This is a genomic window from Flavobacterium celericrescens (genome assembly GCF_011392075.1).
Taxonomy (GTDB): Bacteria; Bacteroidota; Bacteroidia; order Flavobacteriales; family Flavobacteriaceae; genus Flavobacterium; species Flavobacterium celericrescens.
In genome coordinates, this window is the sequence record NZ_JAAJBV010000003.1 from 174677 (window position 1) to 201393 (window position 26717).

Sequence of the window (26717 nt, forward strand, 5' to 3'; positions counted from 1 at the left end):
GAATGTTTAGAATGTAAAAATATCGTTTCAATTTCAATTCTTCAAATTAATCCTCATAAAATGTATTTTCAAATTGAGTTTATTGTATTTTGATAAATGACTATATTTGCATTTCTATTAAAAACAACAATGACACAACCTGATTTTTCAACTTTAGAACCCAAAAAAAACATCTTAATTAAAGGTGCTCAATTGCATAACCTTAAAAATTTAGATGTTGCTATTCCTAGAAATAAATTGGTAGTAATCACAGGGCTTTCTGGTTCTGGAAAATCGAGTTTGGCTTTTGATACTTTATATGCAGAAGGACAACGCAGATATGTTGAAAGTTTGTCTTCCTATGCTCGTCAATTTCTTGGAAGATTAGACAAACCAAAAGTAGAATACATCAAAGGAATTGCACCAGCAATTGCCATTGAACAAAAAGTAAATACAAGCAATGCACGATCGACTGTAGGAACTTCAACAGAAATTTATGACTATCTAAAACTTCTTTTTGCCCGAATTGGTAAAACCTACTCGCCTATTTCTGGTAAAGAAGTAAAAAAAGATACGGTTTCTGATGTGATTAATGATATCAAAGAATTTGCTTTAGATAGTAAATGGTTACTACTTGCTCCCATTCATTTAGAAGAAGGTCGAGCTTTAGAAGACAAACTAAAAGTTTTATTACAGCAAGGTTTTGCTCGTATTTTAGTTGATAACGAAATGGTGCGTCTAGATACAATTGACCAGCATGAATTAGATAATAAAGATGTTTTACTAATCGTAGACCGAATCGTTGTAAAAGAAGAGGAAGAGTTTTTTAACCGTTTAGCAGATGCTATACAAACCGCTTTTTATGAAGGAAAAGGTGTTTGCTATTTACAAGAAGTTGACACTAAAAAACGTTTAGAATTCAGTTCTAATTTTGAATTGGATGGTATAACTTTTTTGGAACCTAATATTCATTTGTTCAGTTTTAATAATCCTTATGGAGCTTGTCCAACCTGTGAAGGCTATGGAAGTGTTATTGGAATTGATGAAGATTTAGTAATTCCAAATACCGCCTTATCTGTATATGAAAATGCTGTGTTTCCTTGGCGTGGTGAAAGTATGGGTTGGTATCGCGATCAATTAGTAAACAATGCTTATAAATTTGACTTCCCTATTCATAAACCGTTTTTTGAACTTTCAAGCGAACAAAAACAATTGATCTGGAATGGAAATAAATATTTTACTGGATTAAACGATTTCTTTTCAGAATTAGAAGAGAAAAATTATAAAATACAAAACCGCGTTTTACTTTCAAGATACCGTGGAAAAACAAAATGTCATACATGTAAAGGTAAAAGATTGCGTCCAGAAGCCAATTATATTAAAATTGCAGATAAGACACTTTCTGATTTAGTCGATTTACCAATTGTAAACTTAATCGAATTCTTCAAAAAATTAAAGCTAAACGAATACGATGCTAAAGTAGCGAAGCGTTTATTAATCGAAATCAACAATCGTTTAGACTTCTTATTCAATGTGGGATTGAGTTATTTGACTTTAAATAGGAATTCAAACTCACTTTCTGGAGGTGAATCGCAACGAATTAACTTGGCGACTTCATTAGGAAGTAGTTTGGTGGGTTCGATGTATATTTTAGACGAACCAAGTATCGGTTTACACCCAAAAGATACCGAAAGATTAATCGAAGTTTTGAAAGATTTACGTGATTTAGGTAACACCGTAATTGTTGTTGAACACGACGAAGACATTATGAAAGCTGCCGATATGATTATCGATATTGGTCCAGAAGCGGGAACGCATGGCGGTGAATTAGTCGCACAAGGAACTTATGATGAAATTCTTAAAGCTGATTCACTTACTGCGAAATATTTGAATGGAAAAGAAGAAATTTCGGTGCCAAAAACAAGACGAAAATTCAAAAATCATATCGAAGTTATTGGCGCTAGAGAAAATAACTTAAAAAATGAAAACTTCACTTTCCCTCTAGAGTGTTTGACAGTGATTACAGGTGTTTCGGGAAGTGGGAAAAGTACCTTGGTGAAGAAAATTTTGTTTCCAGCCATTCAAAAGAAATTAGAAGGTGTAGGCGAAAAAGCAGGTCAATTTACTGAATTAGCTGGAAGTTTTTCACACATCAAACATATCGAATATGTCGACCAAAATCCGATTGGAAGAAGTTCGCGTTCGAATCCAGTTACCTACATTAAAGCCTACGATGATATTCGTGATTTATTTGCAAAACAAAACGTTTCGAAATTGAGAAATTATCAAGCCAAACATTTCTCTTTCAACGTAGATGGCGGAAGATGCGAAGTGTGTAAAGGAGATGGTGAAGTAACGATTGAAATGCAATTTATGGCGGATGTTCATTTAGAATGTGAAGCTTGCAACGGAAAACGTTTTAAAAAAGAAGTATTAGAAGTTACTTTTGAAAACAAAAACATCGATGACATTCTAAAAATGACTATTGATGAAGCTTTGAATTTCTTTACTGAACAAAAACAAACAAAAATCACGCAAAAATTACAACCTTTACAAGATGTTGGTTTGGGTTATGTGCAATTAGGGCAATCCTCTTCTACCCTTTCTGGTGGCGAGGCGCAACGCATTAAATTGGCTTCGTTCTTGGTAAAAGGAACTATAAAAGATAAAGCTTTATTTGTTTTTGACGAACCTACTACGGGTTTGCATTTTCACGATATTAAAAAATTATTAGCTTCTTTTGATGCCTTACTTGAAAAAGGACACTCAATTATTGTGATTGAACATAATTTAGATTTAATCAAATGTGCTGATTATATTTTAGATATTGGTCCAGAAGGTGGCGAAAACGGAGGTAAACTAATGGCTTTTGGCACACCCGAAGAAGTAGTTAAAAACAAGAATTCGGTTACTGGAAAATATTTAAAAGAAAAATTATAAATGATTAACCCTTCTACAAACGGATGGATTGACAAATTTTTTGCTGAAAACAATGATAATTTCATTGATTTTCAAGGCGATTATTTGTCTTTTTATGAAAGTTGTAGAAAAACTGGTTTTATTTATGGCTATGTAGTTAATTTTCAATTGAAAGAAAATCTAAACACTACAAAATGGTCGTATGATGAAATTACAAAAGTTGGCTTTTTAAACACTTTATTTTCAGTTTATTCTCTTGAAAAAGATAAAGTTAACTCAAAAGATTTTATTGAATCGGTGTATGAATTTTATAAAATTATTCAGCCCGAAAATTTGAATTTCATCAAAAAAATGTTGCCTGAAGGCTCTCATAGTTCACGTTTGGAAAAAGTAATTGACGACAGAATTCAAACCAATCAAAATAGTATTAGCAAAAACTTTTCACATATTATAACCAATGCTTTATTATTTATTGATGTATTGGCATTTCATTATTATTTAAAAACCAACGAGTTAGCTTCAGATTATTTAAAAAATATTGAATCTGATTGTATAAAAATTGTTTCATTAGCACTTAAAATCAAACAGAATAAGTCTAAATACGATGAATTATTGGTAAAATTATTTGAAAATTCAATTCGTTATACTAAATTTTCAACAATTGATTCTATTGAATTTTATGATATTAAATTACTGAAATACAATGAGATATTAGAAAAATTATACCTGTTAGATATTGCACAAATGGCATTGTGGAGTGATGAAAAATTAGAAAAAGAAGAAACTGATTTTTTGAGAAAAATCAATACAAATTTAGGTTTAGATGCAATAATTCTTGAAAAAAGCATCAGTGAAATCAACTTTTTTATCAATCAATATAAAGCAGAAATTCCGTTTTTTAATTATTCAAATCCTATCAAGCATTTTTATGATCAAGCTAATAAAAATGTAACGAAACTAATCATTCGAAACAAAGACAGATTAACCAAAGAAATCAAAGAAAGCGGCGAATTAATGCAACTTTTAGCCAAATCAACCCGAAAAGATTTGAGTAAAGAAGAAAAAAAGAAAGTAAAAAAACAATTACTCGATATCTGTAAAACAGTTCCATCGTTAACTATCTTTTTACTTCCTGGTGGTGGCTTGTTGTTGCCTATTTTGATAAAATTTATTCCACAATTATTACCTTCTGCTTTTAATGAGAATTTGGAGGATTAAAACTTCAATTGAAACACATCATCTAAGTCTTTGTCGCAACTAAAATTTACTCCTAAATCGGTTACATAACCATCATTCAATCCATAAACCCAGCCATGTAAAGATAATTCTTGTCCTTTTTTCCATGCATTTTGAACAATTGAGGTTTTTGCTAAGTCCATTACTTGTTCTTTTACATTCACTTCTACAAATTTATTGAAACGTTCTTTTTCATCAGAAATAGCGTCTAATTCATCTTGATGAAAACGATAGACATCTTTAATATGACGAATCCAGTTGTCAATAATTCCGATAGAACTATTTCCCATAGCTGCTTTTACTCCACCACAACCATAGTGACCACATACAATAACGTGTTTCACTTTTAAAGCATTTACAGCATAATCTAAAACGCTTAACATGTTCATATCGGAATGCACTACCATGTTTGCAATATTACGATGTACAAAAACTTCTCCAGGTTCGGCACCAATAATTTCATTCGCTGGAACTCGACTATCTGAACAACCAATCCAAAGTAATGGTGGGTTTTGTCCATCGGCTAAGTTTTTAAAATAATCTGGGCTTATGGCTAACTTGTTTTGGACCCATTTTTTATTATTATCTAATATTTTCTTGTAAAAATCACTCATTATCATAGTTTATGTGGTATCAAATATAAAATAAAAAAGCTATCAATTCAGTAATAATTGTATTTGAAATGATAGCTATTTTATAATTTTTAGTTAAAAATATTTTTTAATGTCTTAAATCCGCAATTGTAAATTCAGGATTTATATCATCCTTAATGTACATTACATCATCATAAAAAGTTACTTTTCCTGTTTCAATATCGTGCATTGCACCTACAATACCTATTTGGCCTTCTTCTAGCATTTGTTCTAATACAAAACTTCTTTCTATGATGTTCTTTACATTGCGCTTCACATTAATTTCAGCAACATTTTCAACAAATTCGTTGTTTTTTGAACATCTGTTTTCTGTAGTTACTTTTTCTTGATAAACTGCTGGTTGAATTTTAGATAAAAGCTCAGTTAAATTTCCCATTTCGACATGATCACAAGCACCTTTAACTGCGCCACATTTACTATGACCTAAAACTACAATTAATTTAGAACCAGCAACTTTACATGCAAATTCCATACTTCCAAGAATATCTGTATTCACAATATTACCTGCAATTCTTACCGAAAAAATATCTCCTAAACCTTGATCAAAAATTAATTCGGCTGATGTTCTACTGTCAATACAACTTAAAATAGTTGCAAATGGCCATTGACCATCGCGAGTTTCATTTACTTGCTCTAATAAGTTTCTATTTGCTTTTAAATTACTCAAAAAACGATTATTTCCCTCTTGTAAAAAATGTAATGCTTTACGAGGTGTCATTTGCGCTTGTGTTTCTTTGTTATGTGCTTTCATAATTATATTTTTATTTCTTCTTCTTTAGAATCTTTAATTTTTACGTGTTTAAATTCCGTATTTTCTAAATTATAAACTTCTTTAAATCCTTTAAGTGTTAAATCGATTTCTTTATCAACAGCTTTAACGTTTCTAAAATCTTTAATCATTTCAACCACATCAAAATCAATATATTTAGTATTTGATGCGTCAATAATGAGTTTAGACTTTTCTGGAATATTTCCTAAAGTACTTTTTATAGCTGCTTTGTTTAAAAATGAAACTTCTTGAGCCAGCTTTATAGTAATCACATCACCATCATGAAAAGATTCTTTCTTAAATGAATATGCAATTTTTAAGTTTTGGTATAAAATAAACATAATGCTTACTCCTAGACCAATAGCAACTCCTTTAAGTAAATCAATTCCAACAACTGCAACAACTGTAACTACAAATGGAATAAATTGAGAAAATCCATTTTTCCATAAATGAATAAATACACTCGGTTTTGCTAATTTATATCCCACCATTAACAAAACAGCAGCCAAAGCAGCCAAAGGAATTTTGTTTAATATAAAAGGAATAGATAAAGCAAATACTATTAGTAGAAATCCATGGAAAATAGTAGCTAATTTAGTACGTCCTCCCGAATTAATATTAGCAGAAGAACGAACAACAACAGATGTCATTGGTAAACCTCCTAAAAGACCACTAACAATGTTCCCTATCCCTTGCGCTTTTAATTCTCTATTGGTGTCTGTATATCTTTTATATGGGTCTAATTTATCTGTTGCTTCAATACACAACAAAGTTTCAATAGAAGCTACAACAGCGATTGTTGCAGCTACAGACCAAACTTTTGAATTTGTCAAAGCACCAAAATTTGGTAAAGCAAAACCTTCTTTAATTTCTGTAAATGATGGTAAATTAACCAGATGATTTTCTGTAATAATGGCCAAAACTGAATTTGTTTGAATAAAAAATTCATTTAACAAAATACTTACAATTACTACAACCAAAGCACCTGGAATCACTTTCAGCTTTTTCAATGCAGGAACTTTATCCCACGTAATTAATATAGCTAGAGATAGTAATGCAATGATTAATGAGCCCAGATGAATATGATTAATGGATTCAATTAAGGTATCAAAAGTAGTATGTCCAGATTTTTCAATAAAAAAGAAATCTCCTTCATTGTCAACATCATGTCCAAAAGCATGTGGAATTTGCTTTAAAATAATGATAATTCCAATTGCGGCTAACATTCCTTCAATTACGCTTGTAGGAAAATAATTTGAGAAACTACCTGCTCTTAAAAACCCTAAACCTATTTGTAGTAAACCAGCCAAAATTACTGCTACTAAAAATATATCAAATCCTCCTAAATCGGTGATAGCGGTTAAAACAATAGCGGTTAAACCAGCAGCTGGTCCAGTAACACTTAGTGCTGAATTACTAAAAAATCCAACCAAAATTCCGCCAATTACTCCCGATACAATTCCTGAAAATAAAGGCGCTCCCGAAGCAAGGGCAATACCTAAACAAAGTGGCAATGCAATTAAAAACACTACCAATCCAGATGCAAGATCTCCTCTTACATTTGAAAAAATATGATGATTACTCATAAAAAATATATAATACATTAATAATTCACTCAAAGATTGAGCGCTTAAAATAAGACGTATTATATAAGTTCGGGTGGTGGTGAGAATATTTGATGAGCTAAATTATCAAAACTCAAATCATGCTCAATCGATACATTTAAAGTAAATAAATTATCACTTGAAAAATTAGTAAATGAAAAATCAGCAGAAGGCAATGATTTTATTTCATTAAAAGGAACATGGTTTTCTTCTTCTTCGCACATATTATAAAAGTACGAAGTATCCACATCTTTATCAATCATACTAATGATAGTAGGCGTTGATAAAAAAGTAATAAACAAGAAAGCAACTATGTTTACTAAAATTTTCATAGGGCAAAAATAGTGGTTTGATTTTATATCTTTCTTAATTTTTTTATAAAAAAACTACCTTTAAGATGATTTTTCGTATTAAATTTCTTCTTCCATCCATGCTTTGAGCATCCAATTCGTTTTTTCTTGTTCAGCAATAAAATCGCTCATCATAGAATTTGTTCCTTCATCATTGATATCACTAGCTTTTGCTAAAATAATTCTTTCTAATTGTAGCAAAATTTGCAATGATTCTAAAATTAACTCAATAGCTTCAACATCTTTAGAAATATTTTTTCCAACTTTTAATTTACTATTTGAAATATAATCAGAAAAAGTATGTAATGGTGTCCCTCCTAATGTTAAAACACGTTCGGCAATTAAATCGATTTTAAGTTGACTATCGTTGTATAATTCTTCAAATTTTAAATGCAAATCAAAAAAACGTTTTCCTCGAATATTCCAATGTAATCCTCTTAAATTTTGATAATAAACCTGAAAATTAGACAACAATATATTTAATTCATTTACTAATTCTTCAGATTCTTTTATTGGTAAGCCTATACTATTTGTTTTCATCTTGTTTATTTTTTCTATTTTAAATTTACAAAATATAAAACCCAAAACATATAAATTTAATTGATAGTTTTTATATTTGCATCAAAATAATCAATACTATGACAATTACCCAATTATATTATGTTTTAGCAGTAGCGGAATATAAAAATTTTACGTTAGCAGCAGAAAAGTGCTTTGTAACACAACCTACTTTGAGTATGCAAATTCAAAAATTAGAAGATGAATTAGATATATTAATTTTTGACCGAAGTAAGAAACCAATTTTACTAACTGAAGTAGGTGAAAAAATAGTAAATCAAGCAAAAAACATAGTTAATGAAGCTGGTAGAATCAAAGATATTGTTGATCAACAAAAAGGATATATTGGCGGTGAATTTAAAGTTGGAATTATTCCAACAGTGATGCCTACATTATTACCTATGTTTTTAAATAATTTTATTAAAAAATATCCGAAAGTTAATTTAATAATTGAAGAACAAACCACCGAAGAAATTATAAAAAAACTAAAAAATGGTCATTTAGATTGCGCCATTGCTGCAACACCTTTGGAAGAAGAAAATCTAAAAGAAATTGTATTGTATTATGAACCATTTGTAGCATATATCCCAGAAAATCACAGCAGCTTTGATAAAAAAGAAATAACTATTGAGGACATTGATTTAGATACTATTCTATTGCTACAAGATGGGCATTGTTTTAGAAATGGAATTTTGAATTTATGCAAAAACAATAAATATATTGCAGACAACCATTTTCAATTAGAAAGTGGTAGTTTTGAAACTCTAATAAAATTGGCCGACGAAGGTTTAGGAACCACTTTATTACCTTATTTACACACATTAGATTTGAATGAAAAAAATAAATTAAAACTTAGGCCTTTTAAAGACCCAAAACCTGCTAGAGAAGTAAGTCTAATCTATCCAAAAAATGAATTAAAAATTCATATTATTAATGCTTTGCGCGATGTAATATCTGGAGTTGTTAGAGGTGCAATTGCTTTTAGTGATGTTGAAATCATTAGTCCTAAACAAAAAAAATAAAAAAAAGTCCCGCATTTAACGGGACTTTTATTTTAGTTGATATAGATTAAACATTGTCTTAATTCTGGCTTTTCTTCTGTAAACTGTAAAAGCCACTCTCTTAGCTGCTCAATTTCATATGGAAGCAGATTTCTAACTGCTTTTTCTAATTCCTTACAAAATAATTTTGCATCAAAACTTACTCTTTCCAAAATAGATTTGGTATAAGAAAACATTGCTCGGGGCATATTAATTCTAGTTTATTGGTTAGACTAGTGATAAGAACTTGATGTAAAGATAAATAAAAATCATTTACGAAAACGATATAGTTTGTAAAAAAAATGCTAATTTTTTGCTAATTTTTTAATTAACAAGAAAAATTACAGCCTTTTTGTCGCTCGTAACATTTCACGTTTTCCTGGAGCTCCAGGTAGTTTTTCTATTGAAAATCCAGCTGCTAACATTGCGTTTTTAATTGGTGTTCTACAGGCATAAGTTACTAAAACACCATTTGGTAAAAGTGCATCATACATCTTTTTAAAAATAACTTCACTCCATAATTCAGGTTGTAATGGAAATCCGAAAGCATCAAAATAAATTAAATCATAGTTGTTTTTGTCTTCAATATCTTGAAAGAACTGCTTTCTTTTTGTCAAATAAAAGTTGGTTTTCAGTTGATTTACAATTTCCCAACTGCAATTGTGCATTGTTTCAAAAATTGGTTTAAAATCTGTTGCTTGCAATTCAGAAACATAATTCATTTGAAGCACTTCGTCCGCTGAAATTGGATAGGCTTCTACTCCAACGTAATTTACTTTTTCTTTATTTAAAGTTTCTAAAAAAGTAATAAAAGCATTTAAACCCGTTCCAAAACCAATCTCTAAAATTGAAATCGAATCCTGATTATGAAATAAATCCAATCCGTTTTTGATAAAAACATGTTTCGTCTCTTGAATTGCCCCGTGTGTAGAATGGTAATTTTCATCCCATTCAGGAATTCGAATAGTGGTAGAACCGTCATCAGTAATTATAATTTCTCTTTTCATTAGATTTGGTAACATAAAAAAAGGCTTAAGAAAACTCAAACCTTAATTAATGTCAATAATATGTTATTTTATATACAATTTTTTAATCTTCGGAATTGGACCACCACATTTTACTTCGTGGCATTGGATACAAGCATCGATTCCATTATTAAAATGTTCTTTAGCATTTTTTGGATCTTCATAAATTAATTCTTGTGCTTTGATAAATTTGGCTGCTTGTTCGTTAAAAAAAGCATCTTTATCAGTTTCATCAGTCATTACAGCTTTATGAATTTTAATAAAATGCTGCGGAAACTTTCCTATCGTATCACCTTTAACAATTCGTTCTTTTAAACGTTGATTATCAACATACATTTGTTCCATAAGAGCAGCCATTTCAGACATCTCATACATTTCAAAACCATCTTTATTTGTTTTTGAATTAGTAGTACATGCTTCTTTGTCGGCATTCTTTACAGATTGATCACTATCTTTCTTCTCGCAAGAAAAAAACAATAATCCGAAAACTATAATCAGTATTTTTTTCATTATTTAGCGATTAAAACACCATCAGCCATAAATGAATACGTTACTTTTGGTTCAGTAATACTATCAATAGCCGCTTGAGATTTTCCTGCATCTTTAGCATAATGTTTCAAAACATCAACACTTTCAATACTTACAAAAGCTTTACCGTTTACAACAACTTCTTTTTCTTGTGCATTTTTAGGAACAAAAAAACCATAATCTTTGAATTTTACAAAAGCTTCTTTATCATCTGCTAAATCTAAAGTCATCCAACAACCTTTTTTCTGGCAAACTTCATTAATCTCAGATTTGAATTTTACTTCAAGTGTATCGCCTTCTTTCAAAGTCGCAAATTTTTTCATCATTTCATCATTCGATAAAGCTCCATCTGCCGAAATTGAATCTCCAAATTTTGCATATTCAACTTTTGCAACTTCAGGGGCAACTTCTTTTTTTTGTTCACAACTAGCAAATAATGCTGCTATTGTAAATAGAGTAAGTATTTTTTTCATTTTTATAAGGATTTATTCCACAAAATTAACTATATTTTTTTACTTTTACACCGCATAAATTAAAAGAATTATTGGTTCTTTATAAAATTATTACCTGTTTTTTAACAACATATCATTTCTCTTGTTGTTGATAATTTTTTTAATTATATAAAAATAAAACTTCTTTTTTTTAATAGATTTGCAAAGAATATAAAAAAATCAGTCTTTTTTTTGCTGATAATCTAAATTCATAACTTGTAACAGTTTAACCACAATGGAATTAAAAACTTTAAGCGAAATTGATATTATTTCGGCTTCAACTTCAAAAATTAATCAAGTAGATTTTGAAAATCTAACATTTGGAAACGTTTTTACCGACCACATGTTAGTTTGTGATTTTGAAAATGGAGCGTGGCAAAAACCTGTTATTAAGCCCTATGAACCCTTCATGATTGACCCTTCTGCAAAAGTTTTCCATTATGGACAAGCTATTTTTGAAGGAATGAAAGCGTATAAAGATACTCATGATGACGTTTGGTTGTTTAGACCTGATGAAAATTTTCACCGTTTTAATAAAAGTGCCTCAAGAATGGCAATGCCAGAAGTTCCAGAAGATGTTTTTATGGGCGGTTTACACAAGCTTTTAGAAATTGAAAAGAATTGGGTAAAAAAAGGAAAAGGAAACACTTTATATATTAGACCTTTTATGATTGCAACCGGACACGGTGTTATTGCTGCACCTTCGTCTGAATATAGATTTATGATTATTTTATCGCCAGCTCGTGCTTATTATTCAGGTGAAGTTAAAGTAATTATTGCTGAACATTTCAGTAGAGCTGCAAATGGAGGAATTGGCGCTGCAAAAGCTGCTGGAAATTATTCAGCACAATTTTATCCAACAAAATTAGCAAACGAAAAAGGATTCCAGCAAATTATTTGGACTGACGATGCAACACATACGAAGTTAGAAGAAGCGGGAACAATGAATGTTTTCTTTAGAATTAATGACACTTTATTTACTGCACCAACAAGTGAGCGTATTTTAGATGGAGTAACACGTAAAAGTGTAATAGAATTAGCCAAAAGAGAAAATATCAATGTTGAAGTGCGTTCAGTTTTAGTAGACGAATTAATTGCTGCTGCAAAAGACGGTTCATTAAAAGAAATTTTTGGTGCTGGAACTGCTGCAGTTATCAATCCAATTGTAGGTTTTTCATATAAAGATACTTATTATGAATTACCAAAAATTGAAAACTCAATGGCATTAGAAATCAAAGAAAAACTTACTAATATTCAATACAAATTAGCCGAAGATACTTTTGGCTGGACAGTTAAAATATAGTATTCAGTGTTCAGTGTTCAGTGTTCAGTGTTCAAAATTAAAATAAAAAAAGGCGATTTTCGAGTGGAAATCGCCTTTTTTCTTATTTTAAAATTTCTTCAAAGTCGGGTTTAAAATAATTTGGCCCCTTCATTACTTTTCCGTCTTCGCGATAAATAGGCTTTCCATCCTCACCTAGTTTACTCATATTGGAACGCTGAATTTCATCAAAAACTTCCTCAATTTTATGTTGCAGACCATGTTCTAAAATAGTTCCGCATAAAATATATAACATATCACCTAAGGCATCAGCTATTTCTACAATATCATTATTTTCTACAGCTTCAAGATATTCTTCATTTTCTTCTTTCATTAAATTAAAACGAAGCTCATTTTTAAGTTTACCTAAATCGGCTTTCATTTCAGTACTTACACCTAATCCATAGGTTTCGTGAAATAATTTTACAGCGTTTAATTGTTTTTGCATAATTGTCAAATTAATTTTACGAAAAATAAAAAAATTAAAACTAATTAATCATTATTTTTGTGAAAATTTTTAATATGTTTTCAACAGGCCAAATCTATTTTGCTATATTTTTTGTGATCGCTTTTATTACTACTATGATTATTGTTTATCGTAAAGATTTAAGAGCATTAAAACCTTTTTATAAAGGAACCTATTGGATATTTATTGGTTTTTTAATTTTTATAGGTATACTCTTCTTAATCAAATTTTTAATGAAAGATTAATTTTCTTACATTTGAATTTCAAACCCTTGCCTTAATGAGAATTCTTAAATACATTTTTCTTTTATTATTGCTTTTCGGAGTGGCTTTTGTTGTTTTTGTTGCTACACAACCTAGCGATTATAAAATAACTCGCTCAAAAGAAATCAAAGTTTCTGAAGACATTGTATTAAATTTTGTTGCAGATAGTACTGCTTTAGCAGATTGGAGTCCATGGGAAAAATCAGAAGCCATTTTTAAAAATCATAAAGCAACATCGAACGATTCATTATCACAAAATATTACAATAAATAAAGAAGAAAATAAATCATTATTTAAATTTCAAAAAACAAAAAAAGGAACATTAGTAACTTGGCATCTGAGTGGAAAATTAGATTTTAAATTAAAAATGCTTAGTGTACTTGAAGGTGGAATTGATAACGTAATAGGTGATGATTTAGAAACTGGATTAAATAATATTGATAATTATCTAGTAAAAGAATTAACAACTTATAACATTAAAGTCCAAGGTTTAGTTACTAAACATGCTACAAATTATATCCAACAAATTGATAGTTGTAAAATTGGTAGTTTTCAAAAAGTTTCTAAGAAAATGCTTCAAAATATGATGAATTTTGTTGAAACAAATGACATTAAAATTACTGGACTACCTTTTATTATTTACAATAATCCGAACACAACAAGTAATCAACTAATTTTTTCAATGTGTGTTCCTGTTGAAGAGGAAATTTTAACCACTGAAGGCAGTGAAATCTCAGGAGGACATTTTGATGAATTTTTAGCTGTTAAAACAACATTAGTTGGTGATTATTCGCATAGTAAAGAAGCTTGGGACAAAACACTAAAATATATCAAAAACAAAAAATTAATTGAGGATTTATCTGGAAAATATATTAGAATATATAAAACAAGCTTACCCAAAGAGCGTAAACCTTCTAAATGGATAACCGAAATTTATATTCCTGTAAAGAAAAAAGTGTATCGACCAAAAGTTGCAAAACCAGAATCAACTGAAGAAGTTGCTCCACAAAGCGAAAGCACAACTACAAATCCTGTTCAATAATTACTATTTCTTTTCTTTTCCGATTAAATGTTTTACAACCGTTTCAGCTGCATGCAAACCAAAAAGCGCTGGCATCCAACTATTTGTACCATAAAATGACTTCTTAAAATTGGTTCCATCAGTTGTTTTAACACTTGAATAATCTGGACGTTCGTATGAATATACAACTTTAACACCCTTAGAAATTCCTTCCATTTTTAAACGTTTGCGTACATTTTTTGCTAACGGACAGTATTCTGTTTTGCTAATATCTCGAACTTGAACTTTTTCGGCTTCAAACTTGCCCCCTGCTCCCATGTTGCTAATGACTTTTACTTTTTTACGTTTACAAGCCACAATTAAATTGATTTTTGGAGTCACACTATCAATACAATCTAAAACATAATCAAACTCAGGAGAAACCAGTTCAAAAGCGCGTTCTGGTGATAAAAACTCTTCTATACGTGTTAATTTTAATTCTGGATTAATATCCATCAATCTATCACCAACAATTTTTACTTTTGGCTCACCAACAGTACTATGCAACGCAGGCAATTGACGATTAATATTAGTAATATCAACAACATCACCATCAACAATAGTCATCTTTCCAACACCAGCACGAGCTAAAAATTCGGCAGCGAAACTTCCTACACCACCTAATCCAACAACTAAAACATTAGCATTTTCAAGTTTTTGAATTCCTTCTTCTTTAAATAATAATACTGCTCTTTCTTTCCACTTTGCCATAAATAGTGTTGAATCGTTAAATTGATTAATTGTTTAACTGAAAATCCTTGAGAAATTAGTAAAAACGATAGCTTTCATTTTATCTACTGAAATTCCTTTTATCGCAGCTGCTTTTTCATACACTTGATAAATGGATTCTTCAATCGTATCCGTTTCTAATAAAATTTGATTTTCTGGTGCAAATTTAAACACTTTTTCTAAATCAGGATTACGAAGCAAGTATTTTCCAAACGAAAGATAAAAATCATTTTTCAAAAGTGATTTTGCCACTTGTTCGTTTTTTGAAAAACCATGAATAATCATTGGGTTTGTAATTTTTAACTCTTTCTTAATAGCAATCACTTCATCATAAGCTGCAACACAATGCAAAACAATAGGTTTATTCATTTGCTTTACAATTTCTAATTGTTTCTTAAAAACCAAAATTTGTAATTCTAATGGAATTTCAATTCGTTTATCTAAACCGCATTCGCCAAGTGCTAAACATTCTGGCAATTGTAATTTTTCTGTTATGCTCTCCAAATCTTTTTCTAACCGATTTTCATCAATATACCAAGGATGAATTCCTATAGAATAGTTTGGAATAGACGCATCAAATTCCCACGGATATTGATTTACGACTTCAATTACATCCGAAAAATTCAAAAATTGGTGTGTATGTAAATTAATGAATTTAGTCATGGAATTTTTTTACACCAGCATTAATTTCAATATCCAAATCGTTTTCCAAAGGCACAATCGGACACGAATATTCATAATTATAAGCACAATATGGATTATAGGCCTGATTAAAATCAATAGTTACTTTGCCTGATTTTGGGATTCGCATATCAATATATCTTCCTCCAATGTAGCTTTCATTTCCACAAGTTAAATCAGAAAATGGTAGAAACAAATAATCTTCATAACCAGGCTTTTTCTTCAAATCTAGATTTTGATACACATTCAATTTCAATTCTTTGCCATCAATTGAAAAATGTAACTCCCCATACTTTTTATACATTGGAGTTCTACTGGTTGTAGTTTTCATTTTGAACGATTTTTCTCTTTTTGTTCGTATAAAAACAGCTTCAACAATGTACTTTTGATTTATTGGATAAAAATCTAAACCTTTGAATTGCTTTAAATCTTCTTTTGTTAAAGGACTTTTTAATGAATCAGCATAACTTTTATTTAATTCTGATTGAAATTTTTCAGCTAAAGCTAAATCTTTTTGAGCAAAAGCAAAAGCAGAACAAAAAAGCAAAAGAATGATTTTTTTCATCGGAAGTATTTTTTACAAAAATATATAATTTCTATAACATTTTAATCGTGCTGGGTTTCGTAAATTTGCAATTCAACTTTAGATATGTTAGAACGCGCTTTTCAAAAATATATTAATAATTTCAGAGGGTTTTCTCGCGAAATTTGGATACTTACACTTATAACTTTCATCAATCGTGCCGGTACTATGGTACTTCCTTTCTTGTCGAAATACTTGAAAGAAGATTTGCATTTTTCGTATAGTCAAGTGGGTTGGATAATGGTAAGTTTTGGTTTAGGTTCAATGTTAGGTTCGTGGTTGGGAGGCAAACTTTCTGACAAAATTGGTTTTTATAAAATAATGATTTTTAGCTTATTAACCAGTGGAATTGGATTCTTTATATTACAAAAAATCACTAGCTATCATGGTTTATTAATCGCTATTTTTATCATTATGGTCATTGCAGATATGTTCAGACCAGCTATGTTTGTATCTTTAGGTGCATATGCCAAACCCGAAAATAGAACTCGAGCCTTAACATTAGTCCGGTTGGCTATTAATCTAGGTTTCGCTGCTGGACCAGCACTTGGTGGTTTATTAATTATGAGCGTAGGTTACAAAGGATTGTTTTGGGTAGATGGAGCAACGTGTATTTTAGCAATTCTCATTTTTTGGTTAAAAGTTAAAGAGAAGAAAAAATCAGCATACACTGATAAAGAGCACCCAGGAGAAGTATTAACATATTCTGTATTTAAAGATGCTCCTTTTTGGATTTTCCTATTAATCTGTTTGATTTCTGGTATTATGTTCTTTCAATTATTTACAACTATTCCTTTGTATCATAAAGAACAATTTAATTTAACTGAATTTCAAACAGGATTACTATTGACTTTTAATGGCATACTTGTTTTCTTTATAGAAATGCCATTGGTGAGTTATATTGAAAGAAATAAAATTAATAAACTAAAAGCTATAAATTTTGGAGGATTATTGATGACAATAAGTATTTTCTTATTACTAATTAATAATTGGGTTGGCATTTTAATTATAATGATGCTTTTTATGACATTTGCTGAAATGTTTGCCTTTCCATTCTCAAATTCATTTGCTATGAGTAGAGCCAGAAAAGGACATGAAGGTAGATATATGGCAATTTTTACAATGACATATAGTTTAGCACACATATTAAGTGCTAAAACTGGAATGGAGATTATTGATAAATATGGATATCAAGCAAATTGGGTGTTTATGGGAACACTTGGAATTGTAAGTGTTTTGTTAGGCATTTGGGTAATTAATTTAGTTCAAAAAGAGCCACCTAGAAATCTTTAAAACTAAAAATTTAGTTAAATAACTATAAAAATAGTTGTTTAACTAAAAAAATAGTTTAAATTTGATTTATCAAAACGATAAGTCATGCAAAAACTAACCAACAAAGAAGAAGAAATCATGCATATTTTATGGAAGCTAAAAAAAGCTTTTGTAAAAGACATCATGGAAGAAATCACTGAAGATAAACCGCATTACAACACACTTTCAACTATTGTTCGTAACCTAGAAGAGAAAGGTTATGTTGGTTATAATGCCTACGGAAAAACACATCAGTATTTCCCTATTGTTAAGATAGAAGATTACCGAAAAACATTTATGAATACAGCTATTGATAACTATTTCAATAGTTCGTACAAAAATTTAGTATCCTATTTTGCTGAAGAAGAAAAGATTTCGGCAGATGAACTTCGTGAGATTTTAGCCTTAATAGAAAAAAAGAAATAGTATGGAAAATCTGCTGATTTATTTCTTAAAAGCAAACGGACTCATCATTTTATTTTATTTGATGTACGTTGCATTCCTTCGTAAAGAAACCTTTTTTACTTCCAATCGTTGGTATTTAATTAGTGGTTTGATTTTGTCTTTGACTTTACCTTTGATTACTTTTACGAAAATCATTTGGGTAGAACCAACACCTATTCCTGAATCCTATGAAGAAGCGATTCCAATTACATACAGCTCAATTGAAATTCCTGCACAAGAAAATCCAGTAGATTGGTCTTTAATATTGACTTCGATATATGCTGTAATTTCGATTTTAATATTAGTAAAAATCGGAATTGAATTAGTTTCCTTTTTTAGCAAAGTCAACAAAGTCAACAAACAAAAAGAATCAGAATATACTCTAGTTCAAACCAATACATTCGAAAATCCATTTTCGTTCTTTCATTACATTGTGATTAATCCAAATCGATTTTCTGAAGAAGAATTCCAACATATTTTAACGCACGAAAGCATTCATGTAAAGCAAAAACATTCCATTGATGTATTACTTTCAAAACTATTTTGTGCCTTCTTTTGGGTAAACCCAATTATTTGGTTGTACCGAAAAACTATGATACAAAACCTTGAATTTATTGCCGATAGTAAAACTTTTCAACAAATCGAAAATAAATACGAATATCAAAAGACCTTATTAAAAGTAGTGACTCATCAACACGACTTAAGTATCACTAATCAATTTTATCAATCATTAATCAAAAAACGAATCGTTATGTTACACACAAATCAATCCCACAAAAGAAATGTTTGGAAGTATGCTACCATTCTTCCGCTATTAGTTGGTTTCATGTTATTATTCCAAATTGAAACCATTGCACAAGTGAAGGAAGTAGTAATTTCAAAATCAGAAGCAAATCAAATTATTGAATTTGTTATTGATAAAAATACAACCGATGCCCAAATAAAAGAAGAAACAGAATTATTGAAAAAAGAATTTGGTATCGACCTTAAAATTTCTAAAATCAAACGAAATTCTAAAAACGAAATCATTGCTTTAGAAGCTAAATTTGAAGATAGAGATAAAACATCAGGAAGAATTTCGATTAAGGGTGATGAAGCGATTGAACCAATTCGCTTTTTCAAAGAAATAAATGAAAACGGAAAAGGGAATATGGGTTTCGATAGAAATAACATATCAACAGTTTTTGCCAAAATGAAAGCAAATGATGAAACTCAAACTATCGAAATTAAAAAATCAGACAATGGTGAATCTATTTATATCATCAATGGAAAAGAATATTCGAAAGAAGAAATGAAAGATAAAATCGTGGAATTAGACGGTGCCATAGAGATGGATGAAAATGATAAAACCGGAAAAAAAATAATGGTTTTCAAAGGAAATTCAACTATTTCAGATGAAATTAAAACTATTATTTATCTTGATGACAAAATAATTTCTAAAGAAGAAATGGACAAAATAGATGCTGAAATTATCAAATCAGTAGATGTTAAAAAAGGTGACATCAAAAAAGAAATAAGAATTGTTACTAAAAATTCAAATGGAATTTCAGAAGATACCGAAATCTATATTAATGGTAAAAAAGCGACAAAAGAAGAATTAGACAAAGTTGAAAGAGAAGAAATTGAATCGGTAAACGTTAACAACAATAACGGCAAAAAATCAATTGAAATTCAAAAACGAAATATCAAAACAATTCAAGGAGGCTCATGGAAAGAAGTTGAAAAGGAAATGGAAATGAGTAAAGCGGAAATGGAAAAAGCTAAAGCTGAGATGGAAAAAGCGAAGGCGGAAATGCAAAAGGCTAAAGCAGAAATGGATCGAAATAAAAGCACTAAAATAATTGAAACTGAAAATGGTAATCAATCTGTAATTTATGGAGGAAACAGACTTAAAATTCCAGGCGAACCAAGTGTTAAAATTGAAAATGGAAAATTAGACATTTTTGTTAATGGGAAAAAACTTAACAATGCAGAAGATTTCTTAACAATGAATCATGATAAAATTTATTACTTAAAAGTAACTGAAAAAGAAACAAATGAAAATAATATCATTGTCATAAAAAAGATTGAAGTCAAAACCAAATAACCAAAAAAATCCCGATTGAATCGGGATTTTTTATTTTCTTATATTTGCCAAAAATTTAACCATGTATAAATTACTTGCCAAACTTAACAAAGCTCTTTTACCCAGTTTTACCAAACAAGGTTTAGATCCTATCAAAGCAAAAAAATGGCAAAAAGCTATAATTGCGTATCGATATTGGGTAACTGTAAAATCGTTAGACTAATATTTTATTGCTGCAAAAATTTCCTTATTTCCTAATTTTTCTCTTCCGTTTAAAAACGATAATTCCATTAAGAAATTCATTTGCACGATTTCTCCTCCTAATTGCTCAACCAAGTCACATACTGCTTTTGCAGTTCCTCCTGTGGCTAAAACATCATCGTGAACTAAAACTCTATCTCCTTTTTGAATGGCATCAATATGCATTTCTAGTGTATCGGTTCCATATTCTAAAGCATAAGATGCACTTATCGTCTCAAAAGGCAATTTTTTTGGTTTTCTTACGGGAATAAAACCCGCATTTAATTTTTGTGCCAATAAGATTCCAAAAAAGAAACCTCTACTCTCTACTCCTACAACTTTTGTAATTTTTTTATCTTGTAATGTACTGATTAACAATTCCAAACACTCATTTGTTGCTTCTGGATTAATCAATAATGGCGTTATATCTTTGAAACCAATTCCTGGCTTTGGAAAATCCTGAATATCACGGATATAGTTTTCAATGTTCATTTTTTATATATTTTTTCTTATTTAGACTTGCAATTTACACAATTATAACTATATTTGCACTCACAAAAAAACGGCCTCGTGGCGCAACTGAATAGCGCATCTGATTACGGCTCAGAAGGTTACTGGTTTGAATCCAGTCGAGGTCACTAAAATTAAGTAAGCGCTCAAATTTATGAGCGCTTTTTTTATATTTTAATTCTTGTAAATTTACAAAAAAACATGGATAATTCTATAGAAAATCGTGTAAGATTAGTAGAAACATTGTTTCATAATCTTGACATTGAAATTGCTGAATTTCAAGAAAAAACACATTTAAGTTGCATTGCAGGTTGTGGTAAATGTTGCTCTACTCCTGAAATTGATGCTTCTCCTGTTGAATTTTTACCATGGGCTTTTCATGTTTTTCTAAACGGTAAAGCCGAAGAAACGCTTTCAGAATTAGAACAAAACACAACTGCTACTTGTTTTTTATATCGTCCAAAATCATTAGCTGAATTCACTATGGGAAATTGCAGCAATTATCAATATAGAGGACTAATTTGTAGACTTTTTGGTTTTGGAGCCACGACTGACAAGTATGGCAAATTACGAATTGCAACTTGTAATATCATCAAAGAAAAACAAACAAGTAATTTTGAAAGCGCTACTATTGCTATAAATGCTAATTTATCTGTTCCTATTTTTACTGAATATTATATGCAACTTTCTCAAATCGATTTCAAACTAGGAAATGTTTTTTTACCTGTAAACAAAGCCATGAAAGCTGCTTTGGAAGAAGTTTTGCAATATTATGCCTATCGCCCACTTCCAGATGGACATATAGATGTTGTCTAAAAGTTACATTTTGTTACTTTTGTAAGATGAAGCAATTAGTCATTATAGGAACTGTATGGCCTGAACCAAACTCAACGGCTGCTGGAAGTAGAATGTTGCAACTCATTTCGTTATTCCAAAAGCAAGAGTACAATATCACTTTTTTGTGTTCAGCTTCGCTCTCAGATTTTTCTTATGACTTATCACAATTATCAATTGCAACGCAAACTATTCAATTAAACGATAGTAGTTTCAATACAATTATTAGCGACTTAAATCCAAATGTGGTACTTTTTGATCGCTTTATGATAGAAGAACAATATGGCTGGCGTGTAATGGAACATTGCCCTAATGCTTTACGAATATTAGATACCGAAGACTTACACTTTTTAAGAAAAGCAAGAGAAGTTGCATTCAAACAAAATCGGGAATTAATATTTGAAGATTATTTATCGGATGTTTTTAAACGCGAATTAGCTTCAATTTATAGATGCGATTTGACTCTATTGATTTCGGAATATGAAATGGAATTGGCAATTCAAACATTTAAAATTGATACTTCATTATTGTATTATTTGCCTTTTCTATCGGAACAAACTAATGAGAAGGTTCCAAATTTCAATGAAAGAAAACACTTTATCAGTATTGGCAACTTTTTACATGAACCCAATTGGCAAACCGTTTTACAATTAAAACAATTTTGGAAATCTATAAAAAAAGAACTTCCTGAAGCTGAATTACATGTTTATGGCGCTTATGTGACCGAAAAAGCTAAACAATTACATAATGAAAAAGAAGGTTTTTTAATTAAAGGACGAGCTGAAAGTGTTGCAGAAGTGTATGCAAAATCAAGAGTTCTCATAGCACCAATTCCGTATGGTGCTGGATTAAAAGGAAAATTATTTGAAGCCATGCAACTCGGATTACCTTCAATAACTACATCTGTTGGTGCAGAAGGTATGAATGGAAATTTAGATTGGAACGGATTTATCTCCATAAATGAAAATGATTTTATAAATAAAGCTATCCTACTATATACGGATGAAGAGAAATGGAAAAACGCACAACTAAATGGCTATCAAATTATTGAAAAACGTTTCAAAAAGACATTATTTGAAAGTGATTTTATAGCTAAGATTAATGAATTGCAACACAACTTGAAATCACATCGTAATAAAAACTTTTTAGGCCAAATTTTACAACATCAAAGCCTACAAAGTACAAAATACATGAGTAAATGGATAGAAGCAAAAAATAATAAAGCATGATTTTTGTAACTATTTTACAGTTTTTTCGTATCATTACAAAATGTAACTCATGGCACAAACTCCATCCAATATGCTTCCGTTAGGAACAAAAGCACCCAGTTTTTATTTAAAAGATACTATCTCGAATTCATTTCTCGATTATAATGATTGTAAAGGAAAGAAAGGTACTTTGGTGTTTTTTATTTGTAATCATTGTCCGTTTGTACACCATGTTATGGATGAAATAATTCGAATTGCAAATGATTATAGAGTGCAAGGAATTGGTTTTGTAGCAATTTCAAGTAATGATGTAGAAAAATATCCAATGGATAGTCCAGCGTTAATGTATGATTTTGCTTTTAAAAATCATTTTGAGTTTCCTTATTTGTATGATGAATCACAAGACGTTGCAAAAGCATATGATGCTGCTTGTACACCAGATTTTTATCTTTTTGACAACCAAGACAAACTAGTTTACAGAGGTCAATTAGACGATAGCCGACCAGCCAATGGTATTCCTTTAAGCGGTTCTGATTTACGAAGTGCAATTGATGGCGTGGTTTCTAATAGAACAATTAATCCTGAACAAAAGCCGAGTATTGGTTGTAATATTAAGTGGAAGTAAATTTTAGTTATTTTTCTCCATCACCACTTCAATCGGATTGTTACTTCTTGGTCCGAAAGTTCTAGCTTGACGTTCGTTTTCGCTAGAACACAAAATATACATATTAAAAGCTTGTAATTGTAGTATTTGTGTTTTATAAATTGCTTTATTATCTTCAATTTTAATATAAAAATCTTCCGCAGGAAAAGTATTTGTAACAGATAATAAATAAGTATCGCCAGCATAAGGAAAAAACCATTTTACTGCTTCGTTTTGCTTGCTAATGATATAATTTTTAGAAAAAATTAAAGCTTGATTTCCAAATTTCCAACTATACTTGTTGTTTTCATTAATAACTACCTCGCCTTTTTCATTTACTAAAGTAATTTTTAAATCTGGAATATTCTCCGTTTTTCCTTCTTCGTGAGCTTTTACAACTAAGTAAGAAGTAAAATCAAAACCACAATGTGGTACTTGACCAAATGTGAACAAAGAGAAAAGAAGAAAGAAAAAAGATATTTGAGCTTTCATATAATTGAATTGATTGTAAAATTACAAAAATGGTACCAAAAAAAATCCGTCAATTGACGGATTCATTTTTTATTTTGTTAAATAAGCATAAATTTTTGCTCTGTCTTCATCAGATATTTTTGCTTTTTTCTGCATACTTGCTAAAATTGGCGTCCAGTTTTCTGCTGTAAAATCTTTAGCATCATATAATTTATGACATTTTCCACAATTGTTTTCATACAACATTTTACCTGCAGCTAATTCTGGTGATAAAGGCGCTTCAGGGGTCTTAGGAGCTTCTGGCTGACTTACTTTTGGCGAACAAGCAAAAATAAATATACCAATAGTAGCCATTGCAAATAGTTTAGTTTTCATATTTAGTTAGTTTTTGTTTCGTAAATATAAAAAAAAATCCCAAAAACAATATTTTGAGATTTTTAATTAATATATAAAGTAAATTATTTTACATCCATTAACTCTACATCAAAAACCAAAGTTGCATCTGGTGGAATAACACCTCCAGCACCTCTAGAACCATATCCTAAATAAGATGGAATTACAAATCGTGCTTTGTCTCCTACTTGTAATAAAGCAATTCCTTCGTCCCATCCTTCAATCACCTGACCAATTCCTAAAGTAAAATCAATAGGTTGCTTTCTTTTGTATGAAGAATCAAAAACTTGTCCGTTTTCCAATGCTCCTTGATAATGAACAGATACTTTTTTACCTTTTTCAGCTTGTTTACCGTTTCCTTTTTGAATAATTTGGTAACGTAAACCACTTTCAGTCTTTTGAAAACCAGCGGCCAATTTTTCTAAAGCTTCCTCTGCCATTTTTTTTTGTTCAGCAATTCTTTGTGCTCTAGAACCTTCAAATGTTCTAAAAGCTTCAATTGCATTCCAATTTTTAGCTTCGTCACCTATTCTAATGATTTCTATACTTTCAAGAGCGTCATCTCCTTCAACAGCATCCACAACCTCTTGTCCTTCAACAACATGTCCAAAAACCGTATGCTTTCCATCTAACCAATTTGTAGGAACATGAGTTATAAAAAACTGAGAGCCATTAGTTCCTGGTCCAGCATTTGCCATTGATAAAACACCTGGTTTGTCATGTTTTAAACTTGGATGAAATTCATCGTCGAAGTTATAACCTGGACCACCAGTTCCCTGCCCTTGAGGACAACCACCTTGTATCATAAAATCAGGAATTACACGATGAAATTTTAATCCATCATAATAAGGTTTTCCCATTGGTCTCGCTGAATTTTCTAATTGTCCTTCTGCCAATCCTACAAAGTTACCAACTGTTCCTGGAGTTAAATCATGTGTTAATTTTACTAAAATAGCACCTTTTGCTGTGTTAAATTTAGCGTATATTCCGTTTTCCATTATTTTGAATTTTAATTTGAAAGTGCAAAATTAATACAATAATTGGAGAATAATTGTATTTTTGAAAGTAATTAAAAACTAAACTATGAATTCTATTTACGATAAAGCATCAAATGAAGCTATAATTGCACGAATCAATCAACTAACCTCTGAAACAGAAGGTTTATGGGGAAAAATGAATGTTGACCAAATGTTTAAGCATTGTTCCGCCGCAATCGATGTTGCTTTTGGTGAAAAAGAAGTAAAAGTTAGCCTAATGATGAAAATTTTGGGAAGAGTGGCTAAAAATAAAGTTTTAAATAATGAGTTTTTACACAATAGTCCAACAGCAAAAGAATTTATATTTATTGAAACATACGATTTTGAAGCCTCAAAAAAGGAATTTATTGAAAGATTTAGTCGTTTTTCAAATGAAGGTAAAAGTGCAATAAAAACAATGAATCATCCATTTTGGGGCAAGATGACATACGAAGATTGGGATAAATTAATGTGGAGACATGTTGATCATCATTTAAGACAATTTGGAGTTTAAAAATAAAAAAATGCAAGAAAATAACGATTATATCAATATTAATAAGCAAACCTGGAACAATAAAGTTGATGTTCATATTGCTTCAGATTTTTATGATATGGATGGTTTTCTGAAAGGGAAATCAACATTAAATGCTATTGAATTAGAATTGCTTGGCGATGTGAAAGAAAAAAAGATATTACACTTGCAATGTCATTTTGGTCAAGACACTATGACTTTTTCAAGAATGGGAGCTAAAGCTACAGGCGTTGATTTGTCAGACAAAGCCATTGATCGAGCAAAGGAAATCAATAAAAAATTAAATCTAGATGCAACTTTCGTTTGTTGTGATATTTATGATGCACCCAATCATTTAAACGAAAAATTTGATATCGTTTTTACCAGTTATGGCACTATTGGTTGGTTTCCAAATTTAGACAAATGGGCTAAGGTAGTTTCACATTTTTTAAAACCCGGCGGAAAATTCGTTATGGCTGATTTTCATCCCGTAGTTTGGATGTTTGATAATGATTTTAAAGAAATTTTTTATAATTATTTTAATACCGAAGAAATTATTGAAGATGAATCTGGTACTTATGCTGATAGATATGCAGAAATTTCAGCAAAAACGATTACATGGAATCATCCTACATCTGAACTTTTAAATGCATTGATTACAAATAATTTAGAACTAGATTCTTTCAACGAATTTGATTACTCTCCATACAATTGTTTCAATCAAACCGAAGAATTTGAACCTAATAAATTTCGTGTCAAACATTTAAAAAATAAGATTCCGATGGTCTATTCGTTGTTAGCAACTAAAAAATAATC

General features: G+C 30.2%; 31 protein-coding genes and 1 tRNA gene. 15 read left to right on the forward strand and 17 right to left on the reverse strand.

The features are described from left to right. Positions 1 to 129 precede the first annotated feature (129 nt). Both uvrA and G4L40_RS05625 read left to right on the forward strand, forming a co-directional pair. Complete coding sequence (gene uvrA / locus G4L40_RS05620) at positions 130 to 2919, forward strand: excinuclease ABC subunit UvrA (RefSeq protein ID WP_166236378.1); 2790 nt, start codon at positions 130 to 132, stop codon at positions 2917 to 2919. Further along, positions 2920 to 4116, forward strand: a complete 1197-nt coding sequence (locus G4L40_RS05625) for an LETM1-related biofilm-associated protein (protein ID WP_166236182.1) — start codon at positions 2920 to 2922, stop codon at positions 4114 to 4116. Here the strand turns inward: G4L40_RS05625 and can are convergent. The 5 genes from can to G4L40_RS05650 all read right to left on the reverse strand — a co-directional run bounded on the left by can (position 4113) and on the right by G4L40_RS05650 (position 8050). Beyond that, entirely contained in the window at positions 4113 to 4748 is a 636-nt protein-coding gene (gene can / locus G4L40_RS05630) for a carbonate dehydratase (RefSeq protein WP_166236184.1), read from the reverse strand. The two genes, G4L40_RS05625 and can, sit on opposite strands and share 4 nt — an antisense overlap. A gap of 106 nt (positions 4749 to 4854) precedes the next feature. Beyond that, positions 4855 to 5538 (reverse strand): carbonic anhydrase family protein, encoded by a 684-nt coding sequence (locus G4L40_RS05635; RefSeq protein WP_166236186.1) that lies wholly within the window; start codon positions 5536 to 5538, stop codon positions 4855 to 4857. Positions 5539 to 5540: 2 nt separating this feature from the next. Beyond that, positions 5541 to 7142, reverse strand: a complete 1602-nt coding sequence (locus G4L40_RS05640) for a SulP family inorganic anion transporter (RefSeq protein ID WP_166236187.1) — start codon at positions 7140 to 7142, stop codon at positions 5541 to 5543. 59 nt (positions 7143 to 7201) lie between these two features. After that, a complete protein-coding gene (locus tag G4L40_RS05645; RefSeq protein WP_166236188.1) occupies positions 7202 to 7492 on the reverse strand; it encodes a hypothetical protein in 291 nt (96 codons plus the stop codon). Positions 7493 to 7570: 78 nt separating this feature from the next. Then, on the reverse strand, positions 7571 to 8050 hold the full coding sequence (locus tag G4L40_RS05650; protein ID WP_166236189.1) for a Dps family protein: 480 nt from the start codon (positions 8048 to 8050) through the stop codon (positions 7571 to 7573). Positions 8051 to 8148: 98 nt separating this feature from the next. On the opposite strand from G4L40_RS05650, the gene G4L40_RS05655 reads away from it, so the two are divergent. Beyond that, positions 8149 to 9090 carry a LysR substrate-binding domain-containing protein gene (locus G4L40_RS05655; protein WP_166236190.1) on the forward strand — a complete coding sequence of 314 codons (942 nt, stop codon included), beginning with the start codon at positions 8149 to 8151 and terminating at the stop codon, positions 9088 to 9090. 32 nt (positions 9091 to 9122) lie between these two features. Here the strand turns inward: G4L40_RS05655 and G4L40_RS05660 are convergent, their stop codons facing one another. From G4L40_RS05660 to G4L40_RS05675, 4 genes are all read right to left on the reverse strand, one after another. After that, positions 9123 to 9317: a hypothetical protein gene (locus G4L40_RS05660; protein WP_166236192.1), complete on the reverse strand. Its 195-nt coding sequence runs from the start codon at positions 9315 to 9317 to the stop codon at positions 9123 to 9125. Between the two features lie 132 nt (positions 9318 to 9449). Next, entirely contained in the window at positions 9450 to 10115 is a 666-nt protein-coding gene (gene mnmD, locus G4L40_RS05665; RefSeq protein ID WP_166236193.1) for a tRNA (5-methylaminomethyl-2-thiouridine)(34)-methyltransferase MnmD, read from the reverse strand. 63 nt (positions 10116 to 10178) lie between these two features. Then, on the reverse strand, positions 10179 to 10643 hold the full coding sequence (locus G4L40_RS05670; RefSeq protein WP_166236195.1) for a hypothetical protein: 465 nt from the start codon (positions 10641 to 10643) through the stop codon (positions 10179 to 10181). Then, positions 10643 to 11134, reverse strand: a complete 492-nt coding sequence (locus G4L40_RS05675; RefSeq protein WP_166236197.1) for a DUF4920 domain-containing protein — start codon at positions 11132 to 11134, stop codon at positions 10643 to 10645. The genes G4L40_RS05670 and G4L40_RS05675 overlap by 1 nt, the downstream gene beginning before the upstream one ends. 253 nt (positions 11135 to 11387) lie before the next feature. Here G4L40_RS05675 and G4L40_RS05680 point away from each other — a divergent pair, with 253 nt between their 5' ends. Beyond that, positions 11388 to 12455, forward strand: a complete 1068-nt coding sequence (locus G4L40_RS05680) for a branched-chain amino acid aminotransferase (protein WP_166236199.1) — start codon at positions 11388 to 11390, stop codon at positions 12453 to 12455. Between the two features lie 82 nt (positions 12456 to 12537). Here the strand turns inward: G4L40_RS05680 and G4L40_RS05685 are convergent, their stop codons facing one another. Beyond that, positions 12538 to 12921, reverse strand: coding sequence for a pyrophosphohydrolase domain-containing protein (locus G4L40_RS05685; RefSeq protein ID WP_166236200.1), 384 nt, complete (start codon positions 12919 to 12921; stop codon positions 12538 to 12540). A gap of 297 nt (positions 12922 to 13218) precedes the next feature. Between G4L40_RS05685 and G4L40_RS05695 the strand changes: the two genes are divergently transcribed. Further along, positions 13219 to 14244, forward strand: coding sequence for a GyrI-like domain-containing protein (locus G4L40_RS05695; RefSeq protein WP_166236202.1), 1026 nt, complete (start codon positions 13219 to 13221; stop codon positions 14242 to 14244). A gap of 3 nt (positions 14245 to 14247) precedes the next feature. Here G4L40_RS05695 and G4L40_RS05700 read toward each other — a convergent pair whose 3' ends face one another. Genes G4L40_RS05700 through G4L40_RS05710 form a run of 3 tightly spaced genes read right to left on the reverse strand, consistent with a single transcriptional unit; the run spans position 14248 to position 16237 of the window. Beyond that, entirely contained in the window at positions 14248 to 14973 is a 726-nt protein-coding gene (locus G4L40_RS05700) for a tRNA threonylcarbamoyladenosine dehydratase (protein WP_166236203.1), read from the reverse strand. A 33-nt stretch (positions 14974 to 15006) separates the two neighbouring features. After that, positions 15007 to 15654, reverse strand: coding sequence for a TatD family hydrolase (locus tag G4L40_RS05705; RefSeq protein WP_166236204.1), 648 nt, complete (start codon positions 15652 to 15654; stop codon positions 15007 to 15009). Continuing rightward, positions 15647 to 16237, reverse strand: coding sequence for a DUF1684 domain-containing protein (locus G4L40_RS05710; RefSeq protein ID WP_166236206.1), 591 nt, complete (start codon positions 16235 to 16237; stop codon positions 15647 to 15649). The genes G4L40_RS05705 and G4L40_RS05710 overlap by 8 nt, the downstream gene beginning before the upstream one ends. Positions 16238 to 16321: 84 nt before the next feature. Between G4L40_RS05710 and G4L40_RS05715 the strand changes: the two genes are divergently transcribed. The 4 genes from G4L40_RS05715 (at position 16322) to G4L40_RS05730 (ending at position 20298) form a co-directional block, all read left to right on the forward strand. Then, positions 16322 to 17548 (forward strand): MDR family MFS transporter, encoded by a 1227-nt coding sequence (locus G4L40_RS05715; RefSeq protein WP_166236208.1) that lies wholly within the window; start codon positions 16322 to 16324, stop codon positions 17546 to 17548. 84 nt (positions 17549 to 17632) lie between these two features. Further along, on the forward strand, positions 17633 to 17992 hold the full coding sequence (locus tag G4L40_RS05720; protein ID WP_166236209.1) for a BlaI/MecI/CopY family transcriptional regulator: 360 nt from the start codon (positions 17633 to 17635) through the stop codon (positions 17990 to 17992). 1 nt (position 17993) lies between these two features. Then, on the forward strand, positions 17994 to 20096 hold the full coding sequence (locus tag G4L40_RS05725; protein WP_166236211.1) for a M56 family metallopeptidase: 2103 nt from the start codon (positions 17994 to 17996) through the stop codon (positions 20094 to 20096). A 61-nt stretch (positions 20097 to 20157) separates the two neighbouring features. After that, positions 20158 to 20298: an SsrA-binding protein gene (locus G4L40_RS05730; RefSeq protein ID WP_166236213.1), complete on the forward strand. Its 141-nt coding sequence runs from the start codon at positions 20158 to 20160 to the stop codon at positions 20296 to 20298. Here G4L40_RS05730 and G4L40_RS05735 read toward each other — a convergent pair. Beyond that, complete coding sequence (locus tag G4L40_RS05735) at positions 20295 to 20807, reverse strand: adenine phosphoribosyltransferase (protein WP_166236214.1); 513 nt, start codon at positions 20805 to 20807, stop codon at positions 20295 to 20297. The two genes, G4L40_RS05730 and G4L40_RS05735, sit on opposite strands and share 4 nt — an antisense overlap. A gap of 72 nt (positions 20808 to 20879) precedes the next feature. Between G4L40_RS05735 and G4L40_RS05740 the strand changes: the two genes are divergently transcribed. From G4L40_RS05740 to G4L40_RS05755, 4 genes are all read left to right on the forward strand, one after another. Further along, a tRNA-Arg gene (locus G4L40_RS05740) sits at positions 20880 to 20953 on the forward strand. Positions 20954 to 21026: 73 nt separating this feature from the next. Continuing rightward, positions 21027 to 21641: a YkgJ family cysteine cluster protein gene (locus G4L40_RS05745; RefSeq protein WP_166236216.1), complete on the forward strand. Its 615-nt coding sequence runs from the start codon at positions 21027 to 21029 to the stop codon at positions 21639 to 21641. A gap of 26 nt (positions 21642 to 21667) precedes the next feature. Further along, on the forward strand, positions 21668 to 22888 hold the full coding sequence (locus tag G4L40_RS05750) for a glycosyltransferase family 4 protein (RefSeq protein WP_166236218.1): 1221 nt from the start codon (positions 21668 to 21670) through the stop codon (positions 22886 to 22888). A 49-nt stretch (positions 22889 to 22937) separates the two neighbouring features. After that, positions 22938 to 23492 (forward strand): thioredoxin family protein, encoded by a 555-nt coding sequence (locus tag G4L40_RS05755; protein WP_166236219.1) that lies wholly within the window; start codon positions 22938 to 22940, stop codon positions 23490 to 23492. Between the two features lie 3 nt (positions 23493 to 23495). Here G4L40_RS05755 and G4L40_RS05760 read toward each other — a convergent pair whose 3' ends face one another. From G4L40_RS05760 to G4L40_RS05770, 3 genes are all read right to left on the reverse strand, one after another. Beyond that, positions 23496 to 24002 carry a hypothetical protein gene (locus G4L40_RS05760; protein WP_166236221.1) on the reverse strand — a complete coding sequence of 169 codons (507 nt, stop codon included), beginning with the start codon at positions 24000 to 24002 and terminating at the stop codon, positions 23496 to 23498. 69 nt (positions 24003 to 24071) lie between these two features. Then, a complete protein-coding gene (locus tag G4L40_RS05765) occupies positions 24072 to 24356 on the reverse strand; it encodes a c-type cytochrome (RefSeq protein ID WP_166236222.1) in 285 nt (94 codons plus the stop codon). Positions 24357 to 24439: 83 nt separating this feature from the next. Continuing rightward, complete coding sequence (locus G4L40_RS05770) at positions 24440 to 25372, reverse strand: peptidylprolyl isomerase (protein WP_166236224.1); 933 nt, start codon at positions 25370 to 25372, stop codon at positions 24440 to 24442. An 85-nt stretch (positions 25373 to 25457) separates the two neighbouring features. Between G4L40_RS05770 and G4L40_RS05775 the strand changes: the two genes are divergently transcribed. Next, a complete protein-coding gene (locus G4L40_RS05775; protein WP_166236226.1) occupies positions 25458 to 25904 on the forward strand; it encodes a DUF1569 domain-containing protein in 447 nt (148 codons plus the stop codon). A gap of 10 nt (positions 25905 to 25914) precedes the next feature. Then, the gene (locus G4L40_RS05780) at positions 25915 to 26715 is read left to right on the forward strand and encodes a class I SAM-dependent methyltransferase (protein WP_166236227.1); all 801 of its coding nucleotides are present in this window, start codon (positions 25915 to 25917) and stop codon (positions 26713 to 26715) included. Positions 26716 to 26717: the final 2 nt, after the last annotated feature.